Source organism: Novosphingobium sediminicola (assembly GCF_014196525.1).
GTDB classification, from domain to species: Bacteria; Pseudomonadota; Alphaproteobacteria; order Sphingomonadales; family Sphingomonadaceae; genus Novosphingobium; species Novosphingobium sediminicola.
Genome location: NZ_JACIDX010000009.1, coordinates 33290 through 53820, shown reverse-complemented (window position 1 = coordinate 53820; position 20531 = coordinate 33290). Strand labels below are relative to the sequence as shown.

Below are 20531 nucleotides of genomic sequence, written 5' to 3'. Positions count from 1 at the left end.
GAGGCGACAGCCTCCCCCAAACGCATCAGAAACGCAGCGATCCGCGAATGCCAAAAGTGCGCGGCGCGCGCAGTTGGTTATACAGCACGCCATTCTTGACCGGGCTTTGAAAGCTGGCCGAAAAGACCTTGGTATCCTCGATATTGTTGACAAAGGCCGTCAGAGTATAGCGCCCACCCGCCGGTTCATACGCAAGCCGGGCGTTGCTGGTGGTATAGGCCCCCTGACGCCCATCGGGCAGATAGTCGATCGAGACATAGCTGGCGCTCTGAATGCGGGTGTCCGCGCCAAAGGTCAGATTCGCCCCGCCCGCCAGATCGAACTTGTGTTCATAGGCCAGATTGATCGTCCAGTCGGGCGCATTGACCAGCGGTCGGCCCGAACAGTCGACGCTGAAGATGGCCGCGCCCGCGGTGGCGGCAATGCGCGAGGTGGGCGAAACTGCACAACCGGCCGCAGGCGTCGCCCCGGACGAGGAATAGGCGTAATAGCCAAACGTCTTGTAACGCGCGTGGAGCCACTGAATATCTGCGGTCAGCAGATCATTGGGCGTGGGCTTGAACAGCACTTCGGCTTCGATCCCGTAGAGCTTGGCCCCGCCCGCATTCTCCGTAAGGAACACCGGGGCATAGACCGCGCCGCCCGGCGTGGTGGCCACCTGAACCGGGCCGAGATGCGAGATCTGCTGGTTGCGATAATCCCACCAGAAAGCTTCGACATTCAATTGCAGGCGGTTGTCGAGGAAGCGGTTCTTTGAGCCAATCGTGTAGGCGGTCAGGTTTTCCGGCGCGGAATAGTTCTGGCCCGATGCGGCATAGAGCGCGCCCGATTTGAACCCGGTCGCCACCGAAGCATAGAGCAGGCTGCGCGGGGCGACATCATATTCGACGCCCGCCTTCCATGTGGCCTTGCGAAAATGAATATCGGTGGTGGCCACCGCCGGGATGGTGGCGAAAATGGGGGTGAAATTGCCGGTGCCCGGGCTGACGAAGCCGACGAAGGGCATGGTGGTAAAATTGGTCGCCTGCTGTTTGCGATCATCGGTATAGCGCAGGCCCCCCGTCACGCGGAAGGTGGGCGCCAGCGTCACGGTCGCCTGACCAAAGGCGGCAAGGCTCTGCGTGTCGAGCAGCGAGTTGACCTGAAGGCCATTGCTGCCCTGATCATAGCGCTGGTTGGCATCGACATGTTCGTTGAACCAATAGGCGCCCGCCACCCAGTTCACTGCGCCCGAACGATTGGCAAGGCGCGCCTCGACCGAACCCTGACGCGATTTTTCAATGTCGCGGATCAGGAACGAGGAGGCATAGGACAGGAAATTGAGGTCCGTTTTGCGCCATGCCGGGATCACCGTCAGCGTGGCAAAGCCCAGATCGGCATTGGCGGTCAGCGCCGCGCCATAATAGCTGTTGTCCTGAAACCCATCGCCCTTGGCGGTGATCTGCGGCACCGGCGCGGTGGGGCTTTTGCCCAGATAGGCGGCCACCACTGCCGGATCGCTGGGCCCAAGGCGGCCATTGCCGATCAGCGGCATGATCGTCCCGCCCGATCCCTTGCCGCCCACATGGCCGTAATCCAGCATCAGCGTGGCATTGATCCCGGCGCGATTGTCGAATTTCACCTGACCGCGCAGGGCGCCGGTGTTTTCATCGTCATAGCCATCGCTCATATAGCCGTCGTGGCGGGCATATTGGCCTGAAAGCCGCGCGGCCCATTGTTCGCCCAGCGCCAGATTGACCGCGGCTGAGGACTTGAACGCATTGTAATTGCCATATTCAGCATTCACGAAACCGCTCGTTTCGCCCAGCTTGGGCTTGGCGGTGATGACATTGAGCGCGCCGCCGCTGGCATTGCGGCCATAGAGAGTGCCCTGCGGACCTTTGAGCGCCTCGATCCGTTCCAGGTCGTAGAACAGCGCGGCGGGGGCGGCCGGGCGCGACAGATAAATGCCGTCGAGGTTGAAGGCCACGCCCTGTTCGGCAAAGGCGTTGGCGCCGAAACTGCCGATGCCGCGCATGTAGATCTGGGTGAAGGAAGCCGCAGGGGCCACCTGCAAGGCGGGCACCAGACGCGACAGATCGGTGGCCTGCGTCACCGATTGCTTGACCAGCGTGTCGCCGGCCACGGCGCTGACGGCAAGGGCGGCTTTCTGCAGATTTTCCTCGCGCCGCTGGGCGGTCACCACGATGTCCTGCAGGCCTGCATTTTGGCCCGCATTCCGATCCTGCGCCATCGCGGGCGCGGCGATCAGCGCGGACGCCATCAGCATATATTTCAGGTGCATGCTCATCTCCCCATGTGATTTTTATGGGGCAAGGATGGCAGGGGCTTTTGCATAAGAGAAATATTTTGTATTTATCAAATGAATAACAAAAACGAATGAGAATGTGCGCTTCAAAGGACTCGATCTCAATCTGCTTCAGGTTCTCGATGTGCTGATCGACCGGCGCAGCGTGACTCGCGCGGCCCAGCAATTGCACGTCAGCCAACCCGCGATCAGCGCGGCCCTGTCGCGCCTGCGTCGCCATTTCGACGATGCGCTGGTGGTGCAGCATGGCAAGCACATGGTGCCCACGCCCTTTGCCCTGCGGCTGCAACCGGGGCTCAAGGCGGTGCTGGGCGATCTCGATGCGCTGGTGGGCACGCCCGCCCATTTCGATCCGGCCACATCCTCGCGGGTGTTCCGCATGATGGTCTCGGATTTCATCCTTGTCGCGGTGCTGGGCGATCTCTTGCCGCAAATCGAGAGCGAGGCGCCCGATCTGCGCTTCGTCATCGTGCCGCCCCACGATCAGGCCATCGCCATGCTGGAGGCGGGCGAGATCGACCTGTTGATCACCCCGCGCAATTATGTCAGCGAGAAGCATCCGGCGGTGTCCTTTTTCAAGGAACGCCATGTCGTGGCCGGATGGAACGGCAATCCTCTTATGGCGCGTCCGACCACGCTGGAGGATATGCTGGATGCCAGTTTCATCTCGGTCCAGATCGGGCGGACGGTCAGTTCATCTTTCGCCATCCATGAATTGAGCCAGATGGGCATCACCATCAACAGCGCGCTGACCACCACGACTTTTGCCGCAGTGCCGCAATTGCTGATCGGCACGCGGCGTCTGGCGATCCTGCATGAATCGCTGGCGCGCAAGGCGGCTCAGTATCTGCCGATAAGCTATTGGCCCTTGCCGGTGACCATCCCCACCATGGACGAGGCGATCCAATGCCACCGCGCCCGCGCCGAGGACCCGGCGCTGATCTGGCTGATCGAGCGTTTCACCCAATGGGCCGAGCGCGTGATGGAAGAGCGCGAAAGGCGGGCGTAATCAGCCCTCCTGCTCGCGCTTCAGGCATCGGGCGATGAACTGGCGCGTGTGGCGCCCGCCCGCATCGCTGGCAATGTCGATCATCGGCAGATCGGGCATGGCCAGCATCCGCGCCTGCTGCAATTTCAGCACTTCCATATCCTCGGCAAAGGTGCGGGCGGTCTGTTCGAAAACCTCGTCGGGGATGCCGTCGGTCAGGATATTGGTGGCCATCGACCAGAAGTAATGCGTGGTCGTCTCGGTTTCCGGCGTGATGCCGTGAAAGCCGAACATGGAAAAACCATGCTCGCGCCGCCCGTCATAGGCCCCGGTGCCCGGATCACAGGCGCCGGTGTGGATGCGGATCATCACCGGCTCGAACTCAATCTCCTGCCAGCGGTCCACCTTGCCGGTAAAGCCAGCGGCGGCGACATAGGTGGGCGGCGGATCGGAATCGGGCATATGGCGCATCACGCGCACGCCATTGGGCAGCTTTTCCGATTGGGTTTTCGTGCGGAAATGCAATTCCGGGTCGCCGCCGATGGTGTGGGCATGGATATAGGGCAAGTGCGAGAGATCCATCAGATTATCGACCAGCAATTGCCAATTGCCATCCACATGGAAATAGGAACTGCGCCAGGCCAGTTTCGGATCGTCATGCACGGGATAATCGGGGATCAGCCCCGGATCGGCCCGTTCGGCATCCCCCATCCAGATCCACAGTAACCCCTGTCGTTCGACCAGAGGATAGGCGCGGACACGGGCGATGTCGGGGATCTTGTCCTGTGCCGGAATGCGGGTGCAGCGCCCGTCGCCGCCAAACTCCATGCCGTGATAGGGGCAGCGGATCGCCTCGCCCACCACCGGTCCGCTCGACAGCGCCATGGCGCGATGGGCGCAGCGGTCGTCCAGCGCAAAGACCTTGCCCGCTTCGCTGCGCCACAGGACGACGGGGCGGTTCAAAAACGTCCGCGCCACCCGCGCGCCGGGCGCCAGATCGGCGGCCCAACCCGCGACATACCAGATGTTGCGAAGGAATGGCTTGGTGGTCATGTGGCTTCTCTCTCCCGGCGGTTGCGGGGAGATTAGAAGTATCTGGCATAATCCGTCAGACTGTTTGATATAATCATAATAATCAGCCAGACGGATTAAGACGCATGGACTATCGCCGCTTTGACCTCAACCTGCTGGTGGTGCTCGACGCCTTGCTGGAGGAGTGCGGCGTCCATGCCACCGCCCGCCGTCTGGGCATGAGCCAGCCCAATGTCAGCTTTGCCCTGAGCAAATTACGCCGGGCGATGGGCGACCAACTGTTGGTGCGCGATGGGGCGGGGATGCGCCCGACCGCGCTGGGCGAAAGCCTGCGCGATCCCCTGCGCCGCCTGCTGCATGGGGTGGAGCATGATATTCTGGCGGGCCGCCATTTTGACCCGGCCAGCGCCACGCGGCATTTTGTGCTCTCCACTTCGGACATTGGCGAGTTGGTGTTCCTACCTCGCCTGATGAAGGAAATGGAACGCATCGCGCCACAGGTGACGCTCGAATGCCGCTCGCTGCGTCCGGCCGATCTGGTGCAGGCGATGGGGGCAGGGGCTGTCGATCTGGCCTTGGGTTATTTCCCCGATCTGGGGCAGGGGCCTTTCATGACGCAGACGCTGTTCGACCATCCCTTCACCTGCATCATGCGCGAAGGGCATCCGGCGCTGGACGCACCATGGACGCAGGAAGCCTTTCTGGAATTGGGCCATATCGTCGTCTCCTCCAGCGGACGCAGTCAGGAATTGTTCGAGATACAGCTTGAACACATGGGCCTGCGCCGCCGCGTCGCCCTGCAATCGCCCCATTTTATGAGCGTGCCGCTGCTGGTGGCCGGCTCGGATCTGATCAGCACCGTGCCCAAGGCGGTGGGGGCCATTTTTGCCAGGATGGCCCCGCTGCGCCTGATCGATCCGCCTTTTGCTGCACCCTTGATCGGCATCGCGCAATATTGGCATTTGCGGGTGCAGGATGATCCGGGCGTGATCTGGTTGCGCTCGCTGATCGCGCGCCTGTTTCTGGGGCGCGATCCCTCGCCGCTTAACCCAGATGGAGCGCCGCGATAACGCCCGCAAACACCAGATAAAGCAGCCCCATCCCCGCCAGCAGCCCGCGCGAGGCCATGCCGCGCCGGAACACAAGGAACATGATGAGGATCGCCGCCATCGTCGCGCCTGCCGCCACCAGCAATGGCGGCGTGAGCAGCCATGGCGTGAAGAACAGGCCCAGCGCAGTCGGGATCGTCGCCTGAATCATCATCGCGCCCGAAATATTGGCCAGCGCCAACTTATACTTGCCCTGACGGACCCAGATGATGGCATTCATCGTCTCGGGCAATTCGGTGGCGATCGGGCTGAACAACAGGGCCAGCAATTGCGGGCGCAGGCCGAGCGCAGGGCCGAGCACTTCCAATTGCCGCACGAAAGTCTGCGAGGCGATAAAGATCACCACCAGCGCCACCAGCACCTGAAAAACAGCCATGGCTGTCGCGGGAACCGCGCGCCGCGGCTGGAATTTCAGCGGTTCGATGCCTTCCTCGGCATCATCGCCTTCGCCGCCCAGTTCCTGACGGACGTAAAGCGCATAGGCGGCGAGGAACAGCACGCCCAGCCAAGGCTTCCACGAAAAGGCGATCAGGCCCAGCGTGATCTTGGCGGCGAAAATGGCAAGGAACCAGCCTTGATCCTTGCTGAGATGTCGAAAGACCCGCGCGATGTCAGCCGTTGCCGTAAGCCGCCGCCCCGTCAGCAACAGCACCACGCCCACCGTGGCATAGGCGATGGTCGAGAGCGCCAGCGGACCGCCCAGCGCCGCCCCCACGCCCAGTTCCTTGGCCGCAGCCCCCGTGCCAAAGGCCACCGCCACCAGCGTGACCACGCTTTCGGGCAGCGCTGTGCCGAATGCAGCCAGAATGGTGCCGGTCGCCTTTTGGCCCACGTCCAGCTTTTCGCCGACCCATTCGACGCCATTCACGAAATATTCGCAGGCCAGATAGATCACGACAGCCGACCCAAGCAGCAGCGCGATGGTGATCGTCAAAGAAGACATGAACAGATTCCACGGGGCCGGAGATTGGACACATGAACCGGGCACGCGCCCGACCCCGAGTGCATGCCGATCCATGGTCTCGCCGAACCATAAAGGCCGCACATGCCATGGCCGAGGCCAAGTTTGTTGACATGCGCTCCGCTGAAAATGCGGATGGCTACTCCCCAAGGGAAGCCGCCCTTTGGCCCTTTCCGGCCTGTGTGTCAACCGGAGGGAGGAGGCAGGGTGATTTCTCGGGTGATGCCGATGGCGTTGAGGAAGGCGCGATCATGGCTGATGACGAAGATCGCCCCGTCATAGGCGCGTAACGCGCGCTCCATGACCTCGATCGAGGGCAGATCGAGATGGTTGGTCGGTTCATCGAGCAACAGCAGCGGCGGCATGGAACGCGCTGAAAGGATGCAGGCCAGACCCGCGCGCAGACATTCCCCGCCGCTCAATCCGGCCACGACGCGGTCCGCCTCGACATTTCGAAAGGCAAAGCGGGCCAATGCCGCGCGCGCCTCATTCTCGGTAAGAGCCTTGTTGAGCCGCCGCATATTGTCGAGGATCGTGGCGCCATGGTGGAGGATATCGACATGCTGATCGAGGATGGCCAGCGGCTCATCGGGCCGTCTGATCTCCCCCGAATGCGGCGCCAATTGTCCGCAGGCCAGCTTGAACACCGTGCTCTTGCCCGCCCCGTTGCGACCCGTCAGGGCGACCCGTTCAGGGCCTTGCAGAGTGAAGGAGAGGTCATCCACCACCTTCCGCCCTGCCGCATGCCATGAAACATGGTCAAAGGACAGCAACTGCCGATGGGCGGGCAAGAGCGAGGAAGGCAGCTCGATTTTCAGCGGTATCGCGATGTCCAGCCGTGCCTTGGCATTGGCCAGCAGGGCCGAAGCCTCGACAACCTGTTGATCGGACAACATCCGGCCCCTTCCGCCCGTGTTTTGCGCCCTTTCGCGCTGACGGCCCAGCAGGATTTTGGGCGCGCTGCCGCTGGCGGCATAGGCCTCGCCGCGCCGGTCGCGGCGGGCCTGACGCTCGCGGGCCTGCTGCGCCTGCCGCGCGGCGGCGCCCTTTTCACGCTCGGCCTGTTCGACATCGGCCTCCATCCGGGCCTGCGCCGCATCGCGCGCCTCGACATAGCAGGACCATCCCCCGCCATGCCATGTCGTGCCGGTGGGCGATAGGGCCAGGATGCCATCGACATGCTCCAGCAAGGCGCGATCATGGCTGGCGATCAGCGCCCCGCCGCGCCAGTCGGCCAACAGGCCCGCCATCGCCTCACGCCCGTCGGCATCAAGATTGTTGGTCGGCTCGTCCAGCAGCAACAGGTCGGGCCCATCGAGCCACAGGCGCGCTATGCTCAGCCGGGTCCGTTCTCCGCCGCTGAAAGTCGACAGGGCGCGGGCATGGTCCACCGGGCCAAGGCCGGATTTGGCCAAAGCCTCGTCGAGCCGGGCAGGCAGGGTCCAGTCTGCTTCGGCAAAATCCGCTTCGCTGCCTTTCCCGGCCTCGATCCGTTCCATCCGGGCCAGAGCATCGGCAATCCCCAGCGCCTCGCCTGTTGTCAGGCTTTCCGACGCGGGGTTCTGTCGCACCATGCCGATGGTGCCCATCCGCGTGATATGGCCCGACAGAGGCGCGATTTCGCCGATGATCGCGCGCAGCAAGCTGGATTTGCCCGAACCATTGCGCCCGACAAGGCCGATGCATTCACGATTCAGGCTGAAAGAGAGATCGGAAAACAGCACGCGCCCTGCGGGCGTGGCGATGGAAACGCCATCAAGAGTAAGAAACGCAGGCATAATGACACCGGAAAATTGCAAAACAGGACGGGCTTGATCAGCGCGCCTTCCGGTCCATTTCATCCTCCTGCGGGCATACCGGCCCAGTGCCGGTAGGTGTTTCCTATAGCGACAAAGGGGCCTTGTCGCAATCGTCCTGCGCGGGACCGGTTATCGTTCGGGCGATGGTCCGGCATCTGCATTATCGTCCTTGCCATATCCCCCCTGGGGGGATAATTGCGCAGGTCATGACCGATCTCACCGCCCTTATCGCCCAGGATGCCGCTCATGGCTGGCTCTTCATTCCCAGCGCCATCTTGCTGGGCGCGCTGCACGGGCTGGAGCCGGGCCATTCCAAGACGATGATGGCCGCCTTCATCATCGCGGTGAAAGGCACAGTGCGTCAGGCGGTGCTGCTGGGGCTGGCGGCCACGCTGTCGCATACGCTGGTGGTGTGGCTGGTGGCGATGGGGGGCATGTGGGCCTTTGGCTCATTCCGGGCCGAGGACACCGAACCCTATTTCCAGTTGGCTTCGGGCGCGGTTATCGTGGCTATGGCGATCTGGATGATCTGGCGCGCACGGGCTGATCTGCACGCGGCCCATGCGCATGACCACGATCACGGGCACGATCATCATCATGGCCATCACCACGATCATCACCACGATCATCACCACGATCATCACCACGGGCATGGCCACCATCACCACGAGCCCACCGAGGAAGAAATCCACGAACTGGAACTGGCAACCGGCGGCTATGTCGATGCCCATGAGGCCGCCCATGCCGAGGATATCCGCCGCCGCTTTTCGGGCCGCTCGGTTACCACGGGCCAAATCGTGATCTTTGGCCTGACGGGCGGGCTGGTGCCTTGTCCCGGCGCGATCACGGTGCTGATGCTGTGCCTGCAATTGCATCGGGTGGCGCTGGGCGCGGTGTTGGTGGCGGGGTTCTCGGTGGGGCTCGCGCTGACGATGGTGGCTTCAGGGGTGCTGGCCGCGCTATCGCTGCGCCATCTGGAAAAGCGCTGGAGCGGGTTTGGCGATGCGGTGCGCAAGGCCCCGCTGATCTCGGGCGCTGTGATCCTGATCGTGGGCGCGGTGATTGCGCTTGACGGCGCGCGCCATCTGCTCTGAACCGGCGCGATGAGCCACGCCACCGACAAGGACCTGACCAACCGCCTCAAGCGCGCCAACGGTCACCTCGCCAGCATCATCACGATGATCGAGGATAACCGCAGCGCGCTCGATGTGGCCCAGCAACTGGCCGCCGTGGTGGCTGCTCTGGACAAGGCCAAGACGCGGCTGGTGGCGCATCATATCGAACATCATCTGACCGATACGCTGGGCGAACTGACGCCGGAGCTGCGCGAGAAACTGGCGCAACTGTCGGAACTCGCCAAATATCTCTGAGGCTTACCGGCGGGCCCCTTACCAGCGGGGCCGCCAGCCTCCGCGCGGGCCGTCATCGCCATGGGCGGCGCTCTCCATCCATTGCCCGATCCGGTCATAGCGCCAGCCGATCTCGCGCACCGAGCGGATATCGCCCTCGGCGCATTCATGGCGCTGGCGGTCTTCAAGGCCGTCGATGGCGGCATGGATGCGATTGGCAGTGCCGGGGTCGATATCGCCTTCGTCCACCTCATGATCCAGCCGGTTTTCCAGCCCATGGGCGCGCTGGCCCGAACAGATGAAGCGCATCATGCGATCCGCGCTGTCATCGCGCCAGCCTCCCGCAAAGGCCGGCGCGCCATTGCCGACATAAACGCCCCAGCTTTGCGCCTGCGCGCTGCCCGCCGTCATCACGCCCGCCATCATCAGCCCCGCCGCCCCGATAGCCATGGCTCCGATCCAATGCCGCATGTCACTTCTCCCGTATCGGCGATGTGCCGATGGGGCAGTTTTAGCGGGGGCGAACTTCCGACAAGCTGAATACAATTGTCGTAAGATATTCATCTTGGAGCTTTTGCGGCACAGCCTATCCCAGACGCTCCAGCAGGTCGGACAGCATCGGGCGCAGGCGGCGGATTTCCTCGCGGTGGGTCGCGCTCAGCCCCTCCAGCGCCTCACGCGCCTTGTTGGTCAGGATCAGCATGGCTTGCCGCCGATCCTGCGGCGAGGGCGTGCGGGTCAGCCAGCCCTGCGTTTCCAGTCGGTCGACAAGGCCGCTGGCGCTATGCGGTTTCAGGATCAGCCTTTCGGCCACATAGCCGATGGTGGCCCCGCCATCAGGCGCGGCGCGAATCGCCAGCAAGGCCTGATGCTGTTGCGGCGTCAGGCCAAAACTGGCCGCCTTGTCCTCGCTGAACACCAGAAACTGGCGCAGCGTATGCCGGAATTGCGCCAACAGGGCGTAATCGGCTTCCTCCAGTTGAGACACGGCGTTTCCTCTTCTTGATTTATATCGTACTACGATATATCTGCGCAGGGCACAATCCGGAGCCATCTATGTCCGTTGCCCCCTTGCCGCCATCCCATTTCGCCCCCGACCTGCCAAGCCTGCGCGATCATACCGCCGATCATCGCATGGTCGTGCTGGCCCTTGCCGCGCTGGTGGTGGGCGCAGGGGGCGCGGTGGGGGCGTGGGTGCTGCTGCGGCTGATCGCGTTGGCCACCAATCTGTTCTGGTATGGGCGCCTGTCGGTGGATGCCGTGCCCATGGCGGCGGGGAGCAATCCGGCGATGATCGTGCTGATGCCTGTGCTGGGCAGTGTCATTGTCGGGCTGATGGCGCGTTATGGTTCGGAAAAGATCCGGGGGCATGGCATCCCCGAGGCCATCGAAACCATCCTCTACGGCGAGAGCCGATTGTCGCTGAAAGTGGCCATTCTCAAGCCCCTGTCCTCAGCCATTTCCATCGGCAGCGGCGGCCCCTTTGGCGCGGAAGGGCCTATCATCATGACCGGCGGCGCTATCGGCTCGCTCTTTGCCCAACGCTTTCACCTGAGCGCCGCCGAGCGCAAGACCCTGCTGGTATCGGGCGCGGCGGCCGGGATGACGGCGATTTTCGGCACGCCGCTGGCGGCGGTTCTGTTGGCGGTCGAGGTGCTGTTGTTCGAATGGAAACCGCGCAGTTTTGTGCCCGTGGTGTTGGCCTGTCTGGTTGCCCACGTGCTGCGCGGGGGGTGGCTTGGCGCAGGGCCGATGTTTCCGGCCAATCTGACGATGCCTGCCGGGTTTTGGGCGCTGGCGGCGGCGCTGGGGTTGGGTCTGTTGCAGGGGGCGATGGCGGGCCTGCTCTCCAGCGCGCTTTACCGGGTGGAGGATGGGTTTCATCGCCTGCCTGTGCATTGGATGTGGTGGCCTGCGATCGGTGGGCTGGTGGTCGGGCTGGGTGCGCTGATCGATCCGCACGTGCTGGGGGCGGGCTATGCCAATATTCAGGCGCTACTCGATGGCGCGATGGGCGCGCGGGCGATTGCGCTGCTCCTGGCGGTCAAGGCCACGGTCTGGCTGGTCGCGCTGGGTTCGGGCACATCGGGCGGGGTGCTGGCGCCTTTGCTGATGCTGGGCGGGGCGCTGGGCGCGCTGGCGGGCCTGTGGTTGCCGGGGGGCGAGGGCGTTTGGGCGATGATCGGCATGGCCGGGATCATGAGCGGGGCGATGCGCGCACCGCTGACGGGCGCCCTGTTCGCCGCCGAACTGACCGGGCATTTTGAGGCACTGCCCCTTACGCTGGCCTGCGCCATCGGCGCCTATGGGGTCAGCGTGCTGGTGATGCGCCGCTCGATCCTGACCGAAAAGATCGCCCGGCGGGGCCGCCATATCCGGCAGGAATACAGCGTCGATCCGCTGGAGATGTTTCAGGTTGAGCGCATCATGACCCCCGCGCCCCAGACCATGGCCGACACGATGCTGGTGTCCGATGCTATGGCCTTCTTTGCCGATGGGGCGTGGCATCGCTCCTATCCGGTGGTCAATGCGGCGGGGGGGCTTGTGGGCATGGTTTCGCGGGGGGACGCCTTGCATTGGCGGGGCGGCGGCATGGAGCCGGGCCTGTGCCTGCGCGATGTCCTCTCGGATGTTTCGGAGCCTTATGTCTGGCCGCAGACGCCTATCGGCGCGCTGGCCGACCTTATTCTGGAAACCGGCAAGGGGCGCATTCCCGTGCTGTCTCCCTCGGATGGCCGGGTGGTCGGCATGGTGACGCGCCATGATCTGTTAAAGGCCCGTCAGGCCGTGCGCGCCGATGAAAGGCTGCCTGCATGATGACGGGCGCAGCCAGTGGCTGCGCCCGCCTTCCATCCGCTCAGGCCTTTGGGAGGACTGATGTGTGCAGCGCGCGGACGGAAGCCTTTATCATCAGAATTTGACCCCGAAACTGGCGCCAAAAGTGCGCGGGGGCTGGATGGTAGCCCATGACACGCCAGATGGCGCGGGCGCCAGCGATGTGCCCGGAACCGAGCCGCCGACATAGCTGAGCACGGCGCTGTTCTCCAAATTGCGCACCCAGGCCCGCGCGAACCACGCATGTTCGGGCGCGGCATATTCAAGGCTGAGGTCCGTCTTGCTATAGGCCCCCTGCCGCGAGGCGCTGTCGTAATTATAGCTCATCCAATAGCTGGCGCTGAAGCGCACCCCGGCGCGCAGCGTGACATTGCCGCCATTGGCCAGATCCCACACATGCGAATAATCGACCGACCCGGAGAGCGAGGGCGCATAGTTGAAGGGGCGTCCGCTCTTGTCCTGATTGAGGCCGCTGGTGAAGAGGAAGGGATAGTTGAAATTGTCATATTTCGACCCCAACACTTCCAGCGAAACGCCGATCTGGTCGTGCGGCGAGAAACGATAGGTGATGTCCAGATCCGCGCCATAGGTCTTGCCCGCGCCCGCATTGACCACCGAAGGCACGATGACCGGGGGCAGCGAGGGCAAGGGGAAGAGGAAGATCGTCTGGATCTGCTGGTTCTTGTAGTTCCAGTAGAAACCCTGAAGATTGACCTGAAGCCGCCGGTCGAAGAAACTGTTCTTGATGCCCAGTTCGTAGGAAGTCAGCTCTTCCGGCTTATAGGTCAGCAAAGGCACCAGCGTGGGATCGACCGTCAGCCCCGGCGTCAGGCCGGGCGTCGGCCCCGCGCCAAAACCGCCCGCCTTATATCCGGTGGCGATATTGCCATAGAGCATCGATTGGGGCGCCAGATCGAGATCGAAACCCACGCGCCATGTCGCCTTCTGGCTGACCGCGCGCCAGTCCAGCTTGAACGTGTACTGGCTATAGGGCGAATAGCTGATGTCATTGCTGGTATAGCCGGTTTCATGCTTGGAATCATGGGTATAGCGGATGCCGCCAGTGATCCTCAGTACCGGCAGCACGCGATAGGTGGCCTGAGCGAAAAAGGCATAGGATGAGGTCTTATCATAGGGCGTGCCGGTGGTTTGCAGATACATATTCGCCTGTTCGGGCGAGGTCGCGCCGATAATCGGGAAGCTCTGCTGCACGCTGACGACATTGGGCAGGCTCTCGCTCAGCCCATAGGCGCCCAGCACCCATTTCAACCGGCTGCCGCGATCGTCATGCGAGCCAAGCCGGACCTCGATGCTCTTCGACTTGTCACTGACCTGTTGTTGAAAGGCAAAGCCATCGTCGGCGCTTTTCCAGTCCTGCTTATATTCGCGGTAACTGGGCAGAACGGTCAGCACGCCAATGCCGACGTCCTGATCCAATTGGGCAAAGATGCCCCAGTTGCGATTGATGACATGCGCGTCGGAAGGCACGATCTGGGTGTTGCCGCCCACCGGCGAGGGCATGGTGTTCTGCATATACCATGGGTTGTTGATGCCCAATGCGGCGTTGAAATAGAAGCTGCCGTCGCTGCTCTTGACCGGAACGCGCTGCGCGCCCTTGCCGCTTTGATTGTCGAAATCCACGCCAAGCAACAGGCGCGTCCCCGTCGCGGGTTTCCACAAGAGCTTCAGACGCGCACCGCGCCCGTCCTCGTCATTGTTGCCATTGCTCAGATAGCCCTTGTGGTTAGAGGTGTGAAACGCCACCCGCGCCGCCAGCGTATCGGACAAAGGCAGATTGAATGCGCCCTCGGTTTCGACATTGTCGTAATTGCCAAAGGTGACATTGGCATAGCCGCCCCGCACGAAATCGGGATCGCGGGTCACGATGTTCATCACGCCTGCCGTGGCATTGCGGCCATAGAGCGTGCCTTGCGGACCTTTCAACACCTCCATCCGCGCCAGATCATACATCTGCCCGCCCGCGCCTGAGGGCAGCGTCAGCGCCACGCCGTCGAGGTTGAAGGTCACCCCGCTGTCGGCATAGGGGTTGGAGGCGGTGTTGCCGACCCCGCGAATATAGACATTGGTCACGCCCATTTCGTGCATCACCTTCACGCCGGGCACGACATCGGCCACGTCCTGTCCGGTGGTAATGCCTTTCTGCTTCAAGGCATCCTCGCCCAGCACGGTGATTGAGAGCGGCGTTTTCTGGACCGAGGAGACGTGGCGCTCGGCGGTGACCAGAATTTCCTGAATGCCATTGTCTGTCTTGGCGGCGGGCGTTTCGGCGGCTCTCGCCCCGCTCGTCATCAGCATGAAGGCCAGAGCGCCAAGGCCCGCAGACCGGATCAGATGTATTTTCATAACTTCCCCTCACTTTTAATTGATCTGTTTTGGTTTTCTTATTTCCAGACCCATTTGGTCCGGCCCGCTTTGCGCCGCCGCGTCCATAATTGGGCGTACATGACCGCGCCCGAGATCATCAGATAGAGCAGCCCCAGCGCCGCCAGTCCCGCGATCACGCGCCCCGGCATGCCCAGAAAATCGCCGCGATGGACGCGTTTCAGCCGTTGATGCCATTCCCATCCGGTGGGAAAGATCAGGCGCGGATAGCCCGGCTCGTTCATGGACAGCATGCGGCCGGTGTTGGTGTCATAGACATTTTGCGACGTGTCGGCGTCAGCGGCGATGACGATGCCCTGCCGATAGCCTGCGAAATAGCGCAGCCGCAGCACCTTGATCCCCACGCCGGGATGATCCGCTGCAAAGGCGCGCAAGGTGGCCGCGCTCATCCCGGCCAATTCATCATCGCGCATGGGGGTGCTGAAATCCCCGGCAAAGGGATCCGGACCATGGGCGGCGGGCGGGGCCATCAGCAGCCCAACCCCCGCCGCCACATTGTCCACCGCCAGCGCCAATCCGCTGGCTACCAGCCACAGCACCGGCAGGGCAGCGATCAACGCCACAGCGCGATGCAGCACCCGCCAGCGCGACCCGCCGCTCCAGACCGGCGCATGACGCCCGATCTTGGCCCGCGCGCGGTACAGCCGGACATATTGCGCAAGCCCCGTAACCATCATCACCGCGATCGCCAGCCCAGCCAGCGCATTGACCGAGGCCGCCAGCAGGCCGAAATGGCCCAACCGGTGCCACTCTTTTAAATCGCTGCGGGTGGATCGCATGTCGGAGGGCGGCTGGTCCCATGGCAGGGCGGCAGAGGGCAAGGCGCGGCCATTGGCCAGATCGAAGATCAGATCCCTGCCATCCATCCTTGCATGGCCCGCCACGCGTCCCTCAAATCCGCGAATTTCCACCAGTTGCAGCGCCGCATCGGGCATCGTCCTGCGCGCCAGCGCGGCGGTGCGGGCCAGTCCTTGCGCATAATCCAGCCCGGCGGGCAGGGCGGGGCTGTCATAATCAGTGGCCGAAACCACGGCATAATTGGGCGGGCCATAGATATGCTCGCGGATCTTGCGCATGGCCGCCCCGGTTTCGGGCGCATGGCCCAGAATGGCGGTCATGTCGGCGGCTTCTATGCCCGCCCCCGTCGCGACGATAAACGCCATCACAGGCAAGGTTGCAAAGGCGCAAAGGCGGTGCCAGCGCAGCATGATAGTCTCCCTCCCGGCATCAGGCGCAACGGCCCGGCTCGGCTTGTTTTTGGCTGTTCCTGCGGCGTCCGTCCGTTGCGCTGCAGGGGTTCGGGTTTCCTAGCGCGGCGGCCGCCTTCGCGGCAAACCGATAGGTTCGGATCGGCATGAGAGATCGGATAGGATTGACACCAGCCCCGCTTTGCTGGCGATTGGGCCAGGAAACAGGGGCCTGAATGCTGCGCAAGACGGCAATACGGAGCTTGGAAATCGGGGGTAAGCGATGCGATTTGAAAGGCTTGATCTCAATCTGCTGGTCGCGCTCGATGTGCTGCTGGCCGAACGCAGCGTCTCACTGGCCGCCGAGCGCTTGTTTCTGTCGCAATCCGCGGCCTCCAGCGCGTTGGCCCGGCTGCGCGAATATTTCGGCGACGAACTGCTGATTACCAAGGGGCGGCAGATGACGCTGACCGTGCGCGCGGAAAATCTGATCGAGCCGGTGCGCGCGGTGCTGGATCAGATCCGCTCGACCATCACCGTATCCCAGCCTTTCGACCCGGCCAGCGCCGACCGTCAGGTGCGCATCATGGCCTCGGATTATACGACGCAGGTGCTGTTGGCCGATGCGCTGGCTGATTTTGCCAGACTGGCGCCCGGCCTGCGGTTCGAATTGCAGCCGATGGGGCGCAAGCCGGTGGAGGCCATAGACCGCGGCTTTGCCGACCTGCTCATCACCATCGACTTCGCCGTATCGCCCGATCATCCCAGCCGGTTCCTGTTCGAGGACGACTATGTGGTGGTGGGCTGTCGCTCCAACCGCGCCCTGTCGCGCCCGCTCACGCCCGAGATCTATTTCGGCCTTGGCCATGTTACGGCGCGGCTGGGGCGCGGCCATATGCCTGCCTTCGACGAATGGTTCACCCGCCGCCAGCGCCAGACCCGCCGGGTCGAGGTGGTCGCGCCCAATTTCCTCTCGCTGCCGCTGCTGGTGCTGGACACCGATCGCGTGGCCACGATGCACCGCCGTCAGGCCGAGCGTATGGCGCGGATCTTTCCGCTGCAGATCGCCGAACTGCCCTTTACCATGCCCGCCATCCGGCAGGTGGTGCAATGGCACTGCGCCAATGGCAGCGACAAGGCGCTGGCTTGGGTCGTCGAGCATCTGATCCTTTTCGCGCAAGGAGAAAAGGGCGATCAGGCCGAGCCGCAGGAGGAGCATGATGCGATGCTGCGGCGCTTCACTTTGGATTACCGCGCGCGTTAGGCCTTGGCGGCCGCAAACTGGTCATAGGCCTCCACCGCCTGCGCCGCATACATAAGGCTTGGCCCTGCGCCCATATAAACGGCAAGGCCCATGGCATCCATCACCTCATCCCGCGTGGCGCCATGTTTGAGGGCGGCCTGGGCGTGAAAGGCCACGCAGCCATCGCAGCGGATCGCCACGGCAATGCCCAGCGCGATCAGCTCCTTGGTCTTGCTGTCCAGCGCGCCATTGGCGGTGGCGGCGCTGGCCATGGCGGAGAAGTTCTTCATCACATCGGGCGCGCCGATGCGCACTTCCTTGATCGCCCCCGACAGATCCTTGGCCATCTGCGGCCAGTCCTTGTTCATGGTAATCCTCCTTTACGGCGCCAGCGCGCCCGCCAATGCGTTAAGCTGCCATGCCGCGAGCAGACGTTGCCCCTCGGCCTCGATCTTGCCCGCATCGGCGGCGGTGGCCTCGCGCTCGGCGTCCAGCACGGCCAGCGTGGGTTTCGCTCCGACCTTGGCCTCAAGCTGCACGCTGCGCAGCGCCTCGGCGGCGGCACTCGCGCGCAGCGTACTGGCCTCGACCATGCGATGAGCGGTTTTCAGCCCCGTCCATGCCGAAATGATGGCGGTGTCGATCTGTTCGCGGGCCTCGCGGGCGCGGGCCTCGCTGGCGTCCACCCCGGCATCGGCCTCATGGATCTTGGCCGCCGTGCGCCCGCCTGCCCAGATGGTCCAGCGGCCCCGGACGCCCACGGCCATTGCATCGGCGCGATAATCGGGAAAGAACTGGTCGCGGGTGCGCGTCGCCTCGGCAAAAGCGCCGATGGTGGGCAGGCTCTCGGCCCTTGCGCCGCGCGCGCCGGCCCGCGCGATGTCTATGCCTTTTTCCGCCTGCGCCAGCGCGGGATTGGCGCGATGCGCGCTTTCCATCGCCTCGTCCAGTGTCGGCGGCGTGGCGGGCAGGGGCGGGAGCGGGGCCAGATTGCCCGGCTCATGCCCGGTGGCGCGCGCGAATTGGGCCTCGGCGGTGATGCGGCGGCCCTGCGTGGCGGCAAGGCCCGCCTCGCCCTCGGCCCGGCGCGCGGTGGCGGCGGCAAGGTCAGAGGCGGGGATCTCGCCCGCGTGGAACCGCAACTTGGCCTGCCGCTCGACCTCGGCCAGCTCAGTGGTCAATTGCTGAAACCGCGCCTCGATCCGGCGGGCGGTCAGCACCTCGGCATAGGCCGCCACCGCGCCCACCATCACCCGCGAGCGCGCATCGGCCAGCCCAAGGTCGGCCATCGCCTTGCCGCCCTTGGCCTGATCGATGGCGGCGGCCACGCGGCCCCCGGCATAGAGCGGCATTTCCGCCCCCGCCCGCAGCGCCAGAGGCGTCACATTACGGGCGGTAAAGCCAAAGAAGCCTTCATTGTCGATGCGCCCCGCGCCGATCTGTCCTTCAACGCTGAGCATGGGATTCCCCTGCGCCCGCGCGCCGTCCAGCCGCGCCTTGGCCTCGGCCTGCCCCGCCTGCGCCTCGGCCAGAGCGGGGGCGTGGGCAAGAGCATCGGCAATGGCCGCGTTCAGATCATTGGCCTGCGCCCACACCGGATGCGCCGCCAGCAGGGGCAGAAGAATGAGTAAGCGGCGCATCGCCCAATCCTCTTACTTGAACGTCGTGCCCGGCTTGACGCCAAAGGCTCGGAACAGGATCGCGGCGGGGCAAAATCCGGTCACGCTGGCCTGAAGCATATTGGCCCCGGCGAACATGGTCAGGTAAATCCATGCCGGATGGATGAAATGGGCGGCCAGCGCGCTGGCCAGAACGACGGTGCCGGCAAAACGCATCACAGCGGTATCAAGTGTCATCGCACGCTCTCCTTGGATGTTTCTTTTAATTTGCTGATCCCCAGCATGTTGAGCGCGAGCTTTTCATAAAGCGGCTCGCTGGTGCCGGAGCGGACTTTGTGGAGGAAGTATTTCTCAAAGCCGACCTTGGCCAGATGGACCCATTTGCCATGCGAGGACCAGTTGACATTGCGCGGCGGGATCTGGGGCTGGGCGACAAAGGCCACGCCGCCATCGCCGAAATCGGCAAGGCAGACCGCGTTCCAGCTCGGCACCTCGTCCGGTTCGCGCCCGTCCAGTTCGGCCGCGATATTATGGGCCACGGCGGTCACCATGCTCTCGATCATAAAGCCGGTCTTGGGCACACCCACCGGCACCGGGGTCGGCCCGATCGGCGGGATCGCCACGCAGACGCCCAGCGAATAGATGTTCTTGAAAGTCGGATTGCGCTGATGCCGGTCGGCCAGAATGAAGCCGCGCGGATTGGTCAGGCCCTCTATGCCATAGACCGCCTTGACGCCCCGAAACGCGGGCAGCAGCATCGAATAGCCAAAGGACAGGTCATGCGCCTTTTTGACCGCGCCATCCTCGCCCACTTCCTCGACATGCATCATGCCCGGTTCGACCCCGGTAACGCGGGCATTGGTAATCCATTTGATATGCCGCTCACGCATCTCGCTTTCCAGCAGGCCCTTGGTGTCGCCCACGCCGTCAAGGCCGAGGTGGCCGACATAGGGCTCGCTGGTGACAAAGGTCATGGGCACGCGGTCGCGGATCTTGCGGCGGCGCAATTCGGTGTCGAGGATCAAAGCAAATTCATAGGCCGGGCCGAAACAGGACGCCCCCTGCGCCGCGCCCACCACGATGGGCTTGGGATCGGCGCAAAAGGCGTCGAAAGCGTCGGCGGCATGGGCCGCATGATCGGTCCGGCACACCGAAACGGTGTGACCTTCGGGCCCGAAACCGGGGATCTCGTCAAAGGCCAGTTCCGGCCCGGTTGCGATCACCAGCCAGTCATAGGTCATGCTGGTCCCGTCGCGCAGATCGATGCGCTGATCGGCCGGATGCACGCGCAACGCACCGACACTCGTAAAGCCAATGCCCTTTTTCGCCATCACCGGGGCCAGAGGCACCCGGATCGCATCGGGTTCGCGCCAGCGCACCGCTACCCATGGGTTGGACGGCACGAACCAGTAATCTTCGCTGTCGGAAATGACGGTGACTTCTGCGCGCCCCTTGGTGGCGTCGCGGATTTCATAGGCCGCGATCGTGCCGCCAAGGCCGGCGCCCAGCACGACGATTCGGGGCAATGTGGTTCCGGGCAAGGACATGGTTCTGCTCTCCCAATGCTGTGAGGGCCCAGTGATCTGCGGATTTCGGCGGCGGCAAGGGAATGTAGCCGCTTTCAATCCTGCTTGACTAATATTATATTTAAGGCATATAAGCAAGTGATGTTTTTGTCGGGCCGTTCCGCCCGGGGCA

The 20531-nt window shown here is 63.6% G+C and carries 18 protein-coding genes and 1 riboswitch; of the genes, 6 read left to right on the top strand and 12 right to left on the bottom strand.

The features are described 5' to 3' along the window. Positions 1-25 precede the first annotated feature (25 nt). Entirely contained in the window at positions 26-2284 is a 2259-nt protein-coding gene (locus GGR38_RS12500; protein ID WP_246404585.1) for a TonB-dependent receptor, read from the bottom strand. A 103-nt stretch (positions 2285-2387) separates the two neighbouring features. Here GGR38_RS12500 and GGR38_RS12495 point away from each other — a divergent pair, with 103 nt between their 5' ends. Continuing rightward, entirely contained in the window at positions 2388-3317 is a 930-nt protein-coding gene (locus GGR38_RS12495; RefSeq protein ID WP_183626020.1) for a LysR substrate-binding domain-containing protein, read from the top strand. Here the strand turns inward: GGR38_RS12495 and GGR38_RS12490 are convergent, their stop codons facing one another. Further along, positions 3318-4349, bottom strand: a complete 1032-nt coding sequence (locus GGR38_RS12490) for an aromatic ring-hydroxylating dioxygenase subunit alpha (RefSeq protein ID WP_183626018.1) — start codon at positions 4347-4349, stop codon at positions 3318-3320. 104 nt (positions 4350-4453) lie between these two features. On the opposite strand from GGR38_RS12490, the gene GGR38_RS12485 reads away from it, so the two are divergent. Then, positions 4454-5398, top strand: coding sequence for a LysR family transcriptional regulator (locus GGR38_RS12485; RefSeq protein WP_183626016.1), 945 nt, complete (start codon positions 4454-4456; stop codon positions 5396-5398). Here GGR38_RS12485 and GGR38_RS12480 read toward each other — a convergent pair. Both GGR38_RS12480 and GGR38_RS12475 read right to left on the bottom strand, forming a co-directional pair. Further along, the gene (locus tag GGR38_RS12480; protein WP_183626014.1) at positions 5373-6380 is read right to left on the bottom strand and encodes a sodium:calcium antiporter; all 1008 of its coding nucleotides are present in this window, start codon (positions 6378-6380) and stop codon (positions 5373-5375) included. The two genes, GGR38_RS12485 and GGR38_RS12480, sit on opposite strands and share 26 nt — an antisense overlap. A 14-nt stretch (positions 6381-6394) precedes the next feature. Beyond that, positions 6395-6551: riboswitch (yybP-ykoY riboswitch) on the bottom strand. Between the two features lie 32 nt (positions 6552-6583). Next, positions 6584-8176 (bottom strand): ABC-F family ATP-binding cassette domain-containing protein, encoded by a 1593-nt coding sequence (locus GGR38_RS12475; RefSeq protein ID WP_183626012.1) that lies wholly within the window; start codon positions 8174-8176, stop codon positions 6584-6586. A gap of 227 nt (positions 8177-8403) precedes the next feature. Here GGR38_RS12475 and GGR38_RS12470 point away from each other — a divergent pair, with 227 nt between their 5' ends. Both GGR38_RS12470 and GGR38_RS12465 read left to right on the top strand, forming a co-directional pair. Beyond that, positions 8404-9291 carry a nickel/cobalt efflux transporter gene (locus tag GGR38_RS12470; protein ID WP_183626010.1) on the top strand — a complete coding sequence of 296 codons (888 nt, stop codon included), beginning with the start codon at positions 8404-8406 and terminating at the stop codon, positions 9289-9291. 9 nt (positions 9292-9300) lie between these two features. Next, positions 9301-9567 carry a metal-sensing transcriptional repressor gene (locus GGR38_RS12465; RefSeq protein ID WP_172339802.1) on the top strand — a complete coding sequence of 89 codons (267 nt, stop codon included), beginning with the start codon at positions 9301-9303 and terminating at the stop codon, positions 9565-9567. A gap of 18 nt (positions 9568-9585) precedes the next feature. On the opposite strand, the gene GGR38_RS12460 is transcribed toward GGR38_RS12465, so the two are convergent. Both GGR38_RS12460 and GGR38_RS12455 read right to left on the bottom strand, forming a co-directional pair. Further along, entirely contained in the window at positions 9586-10017 is a 432-nt protein-coding gene (locus GGR38_RS12460; RefSeq protein ID WP_246404582.1) for a histidine kinase, read from the bottom strand. A gap of 115 nt (positions 10018-10132) precedes the next feature. After that, the gene (locus GGR38_RS12455) at positions 10133-10525 is read right to left on the bottom strand and encodes a MarR family winged helix-turn-helix transcriptional regulator (RefSeq protein ID WP_246404632.1); all 393 of its coding nucleotides are present in this window, start codon (positions 10523-10525) and stop codon (positions 10133-10135) included. Between the two features lie 77 nt (positions 10526-10602). Between GGR38_RS12455 and GGR38_RS12450 the strand changes: the two genes are divergently transcribed. After that, positions 10603-12363, top strand: a complete 1761-nt coding sequence (locus tag GGR38_RS12450) for a chloride channel protein (RefSeq protein ID WP_183626006.1) — start codon at positions 10603-10605, stop codon at positions 12361-12363. A 93-nt stretch (positions 12364-12456) separates the two neighbouring features. Here GGR38_RS12450 and GGR38_RS12445 read toward each other — a convergent pair whose 3' ends face one another. Together GGR38_RS12445 and GGR38_RS12440 are read right to left on the bottom strand one after the other, a co-directional pair. Then, positions 12457-14745, bottom strand: coding sequence for a TonB-dependent receptor (locus GGR38_RS12445; RefSeq protein WP_183626004.1), 2289 nt, complete (start codon positions 14743-14745; stop codon positions 12457-12459). A gap of 38 nt (positions 14746-14783) precedes the next feature. Then, the gene (locus GGR38_RS12440) at positions 14784-15992 is read right to left on the bottom strand and encodes a PepSY domain-containing protein (RefSeq protein WP_183626002.1); all 1209 of its coding nucleotides are present in this window, start codon (positions 15990-15992) and stop codon (positions 14784-14786) included. Between the two features lie 262 nt (positions 15993-16254). Here GGR38_RS12440 and GGR38_RS12435 point away from each other — a divergent pair, with 262 nt between their 5' ends. After that, positions 16255-17235: a LysR substrate-binding domain-containing protein gene (locus GGR38_RS12435; RefSeq protein WP_183626000.1), complete on the top strand. Its 981-nt coding sequence runs from the start codon at positions 16255-16257 to the stop codon at positions 17233-17235. On the opposite strand, the gene GGR38_RS12430 is transcribed toward GGR38_RS12435, so the two are convergent. From GGR38_RS12430 to GGR38_RS12415, 4 genes are read right to left on the bottom strand one after another with little or no spacing between them, the layout of a single operon-like run. After that, complete coding sequence (locus GGR38_RS12430; RefSeq protein ID WP_172339809.1) at positions 17232-17582, bottom strand: carboxymuconolactone decarboxylase family protein; 351 nt, start codon at positions 17580-17582, stop codon at positions 17232-17234. The genes GGR38_RS12435 and GGR38_RS12430 overlap by 4 nt on opposite strands. 12 nt (positions 17583-17594) lie before the next feature. After that, positions 17595-18854 (bottom strand): TolC family protein, encoded by a 1260-nt coding sequence (locus GGR38_RS12425; RefSeq protein WP_183625998.1) that lies wholly within the window; start codon positions 18852-18854, stop codon positions 17595-17597. A 12-nt stretch (positions 18855-18866) separates the two neighbouring features. Beyond that, complete coding sequence (locus GGR38_RS12420; RefSeq protein ID WP_183625996.1) at positions 18867-19070, bottom strand: YgaP family membrane protein; 204 nt, start codon at positions 19068-19070, stop codon at positions 18867-18869. Then, a complete protein-coding gene (locus GGR38_RS12415) occupies positions 19067-20380 on the bottom strand; it encodes an NAD(P)/FAD-dependent oxidoreductase (protein WP_183625994.1) in 1314 nt (437 codons plus the stop codon). The genes GGR38_RS12420 and GGR38_RS12415 overlap by 4 nt, the downstream gene beginning before the upstream one ends. Positions 20381-20531: the final 151 nt, after the last annotated feature.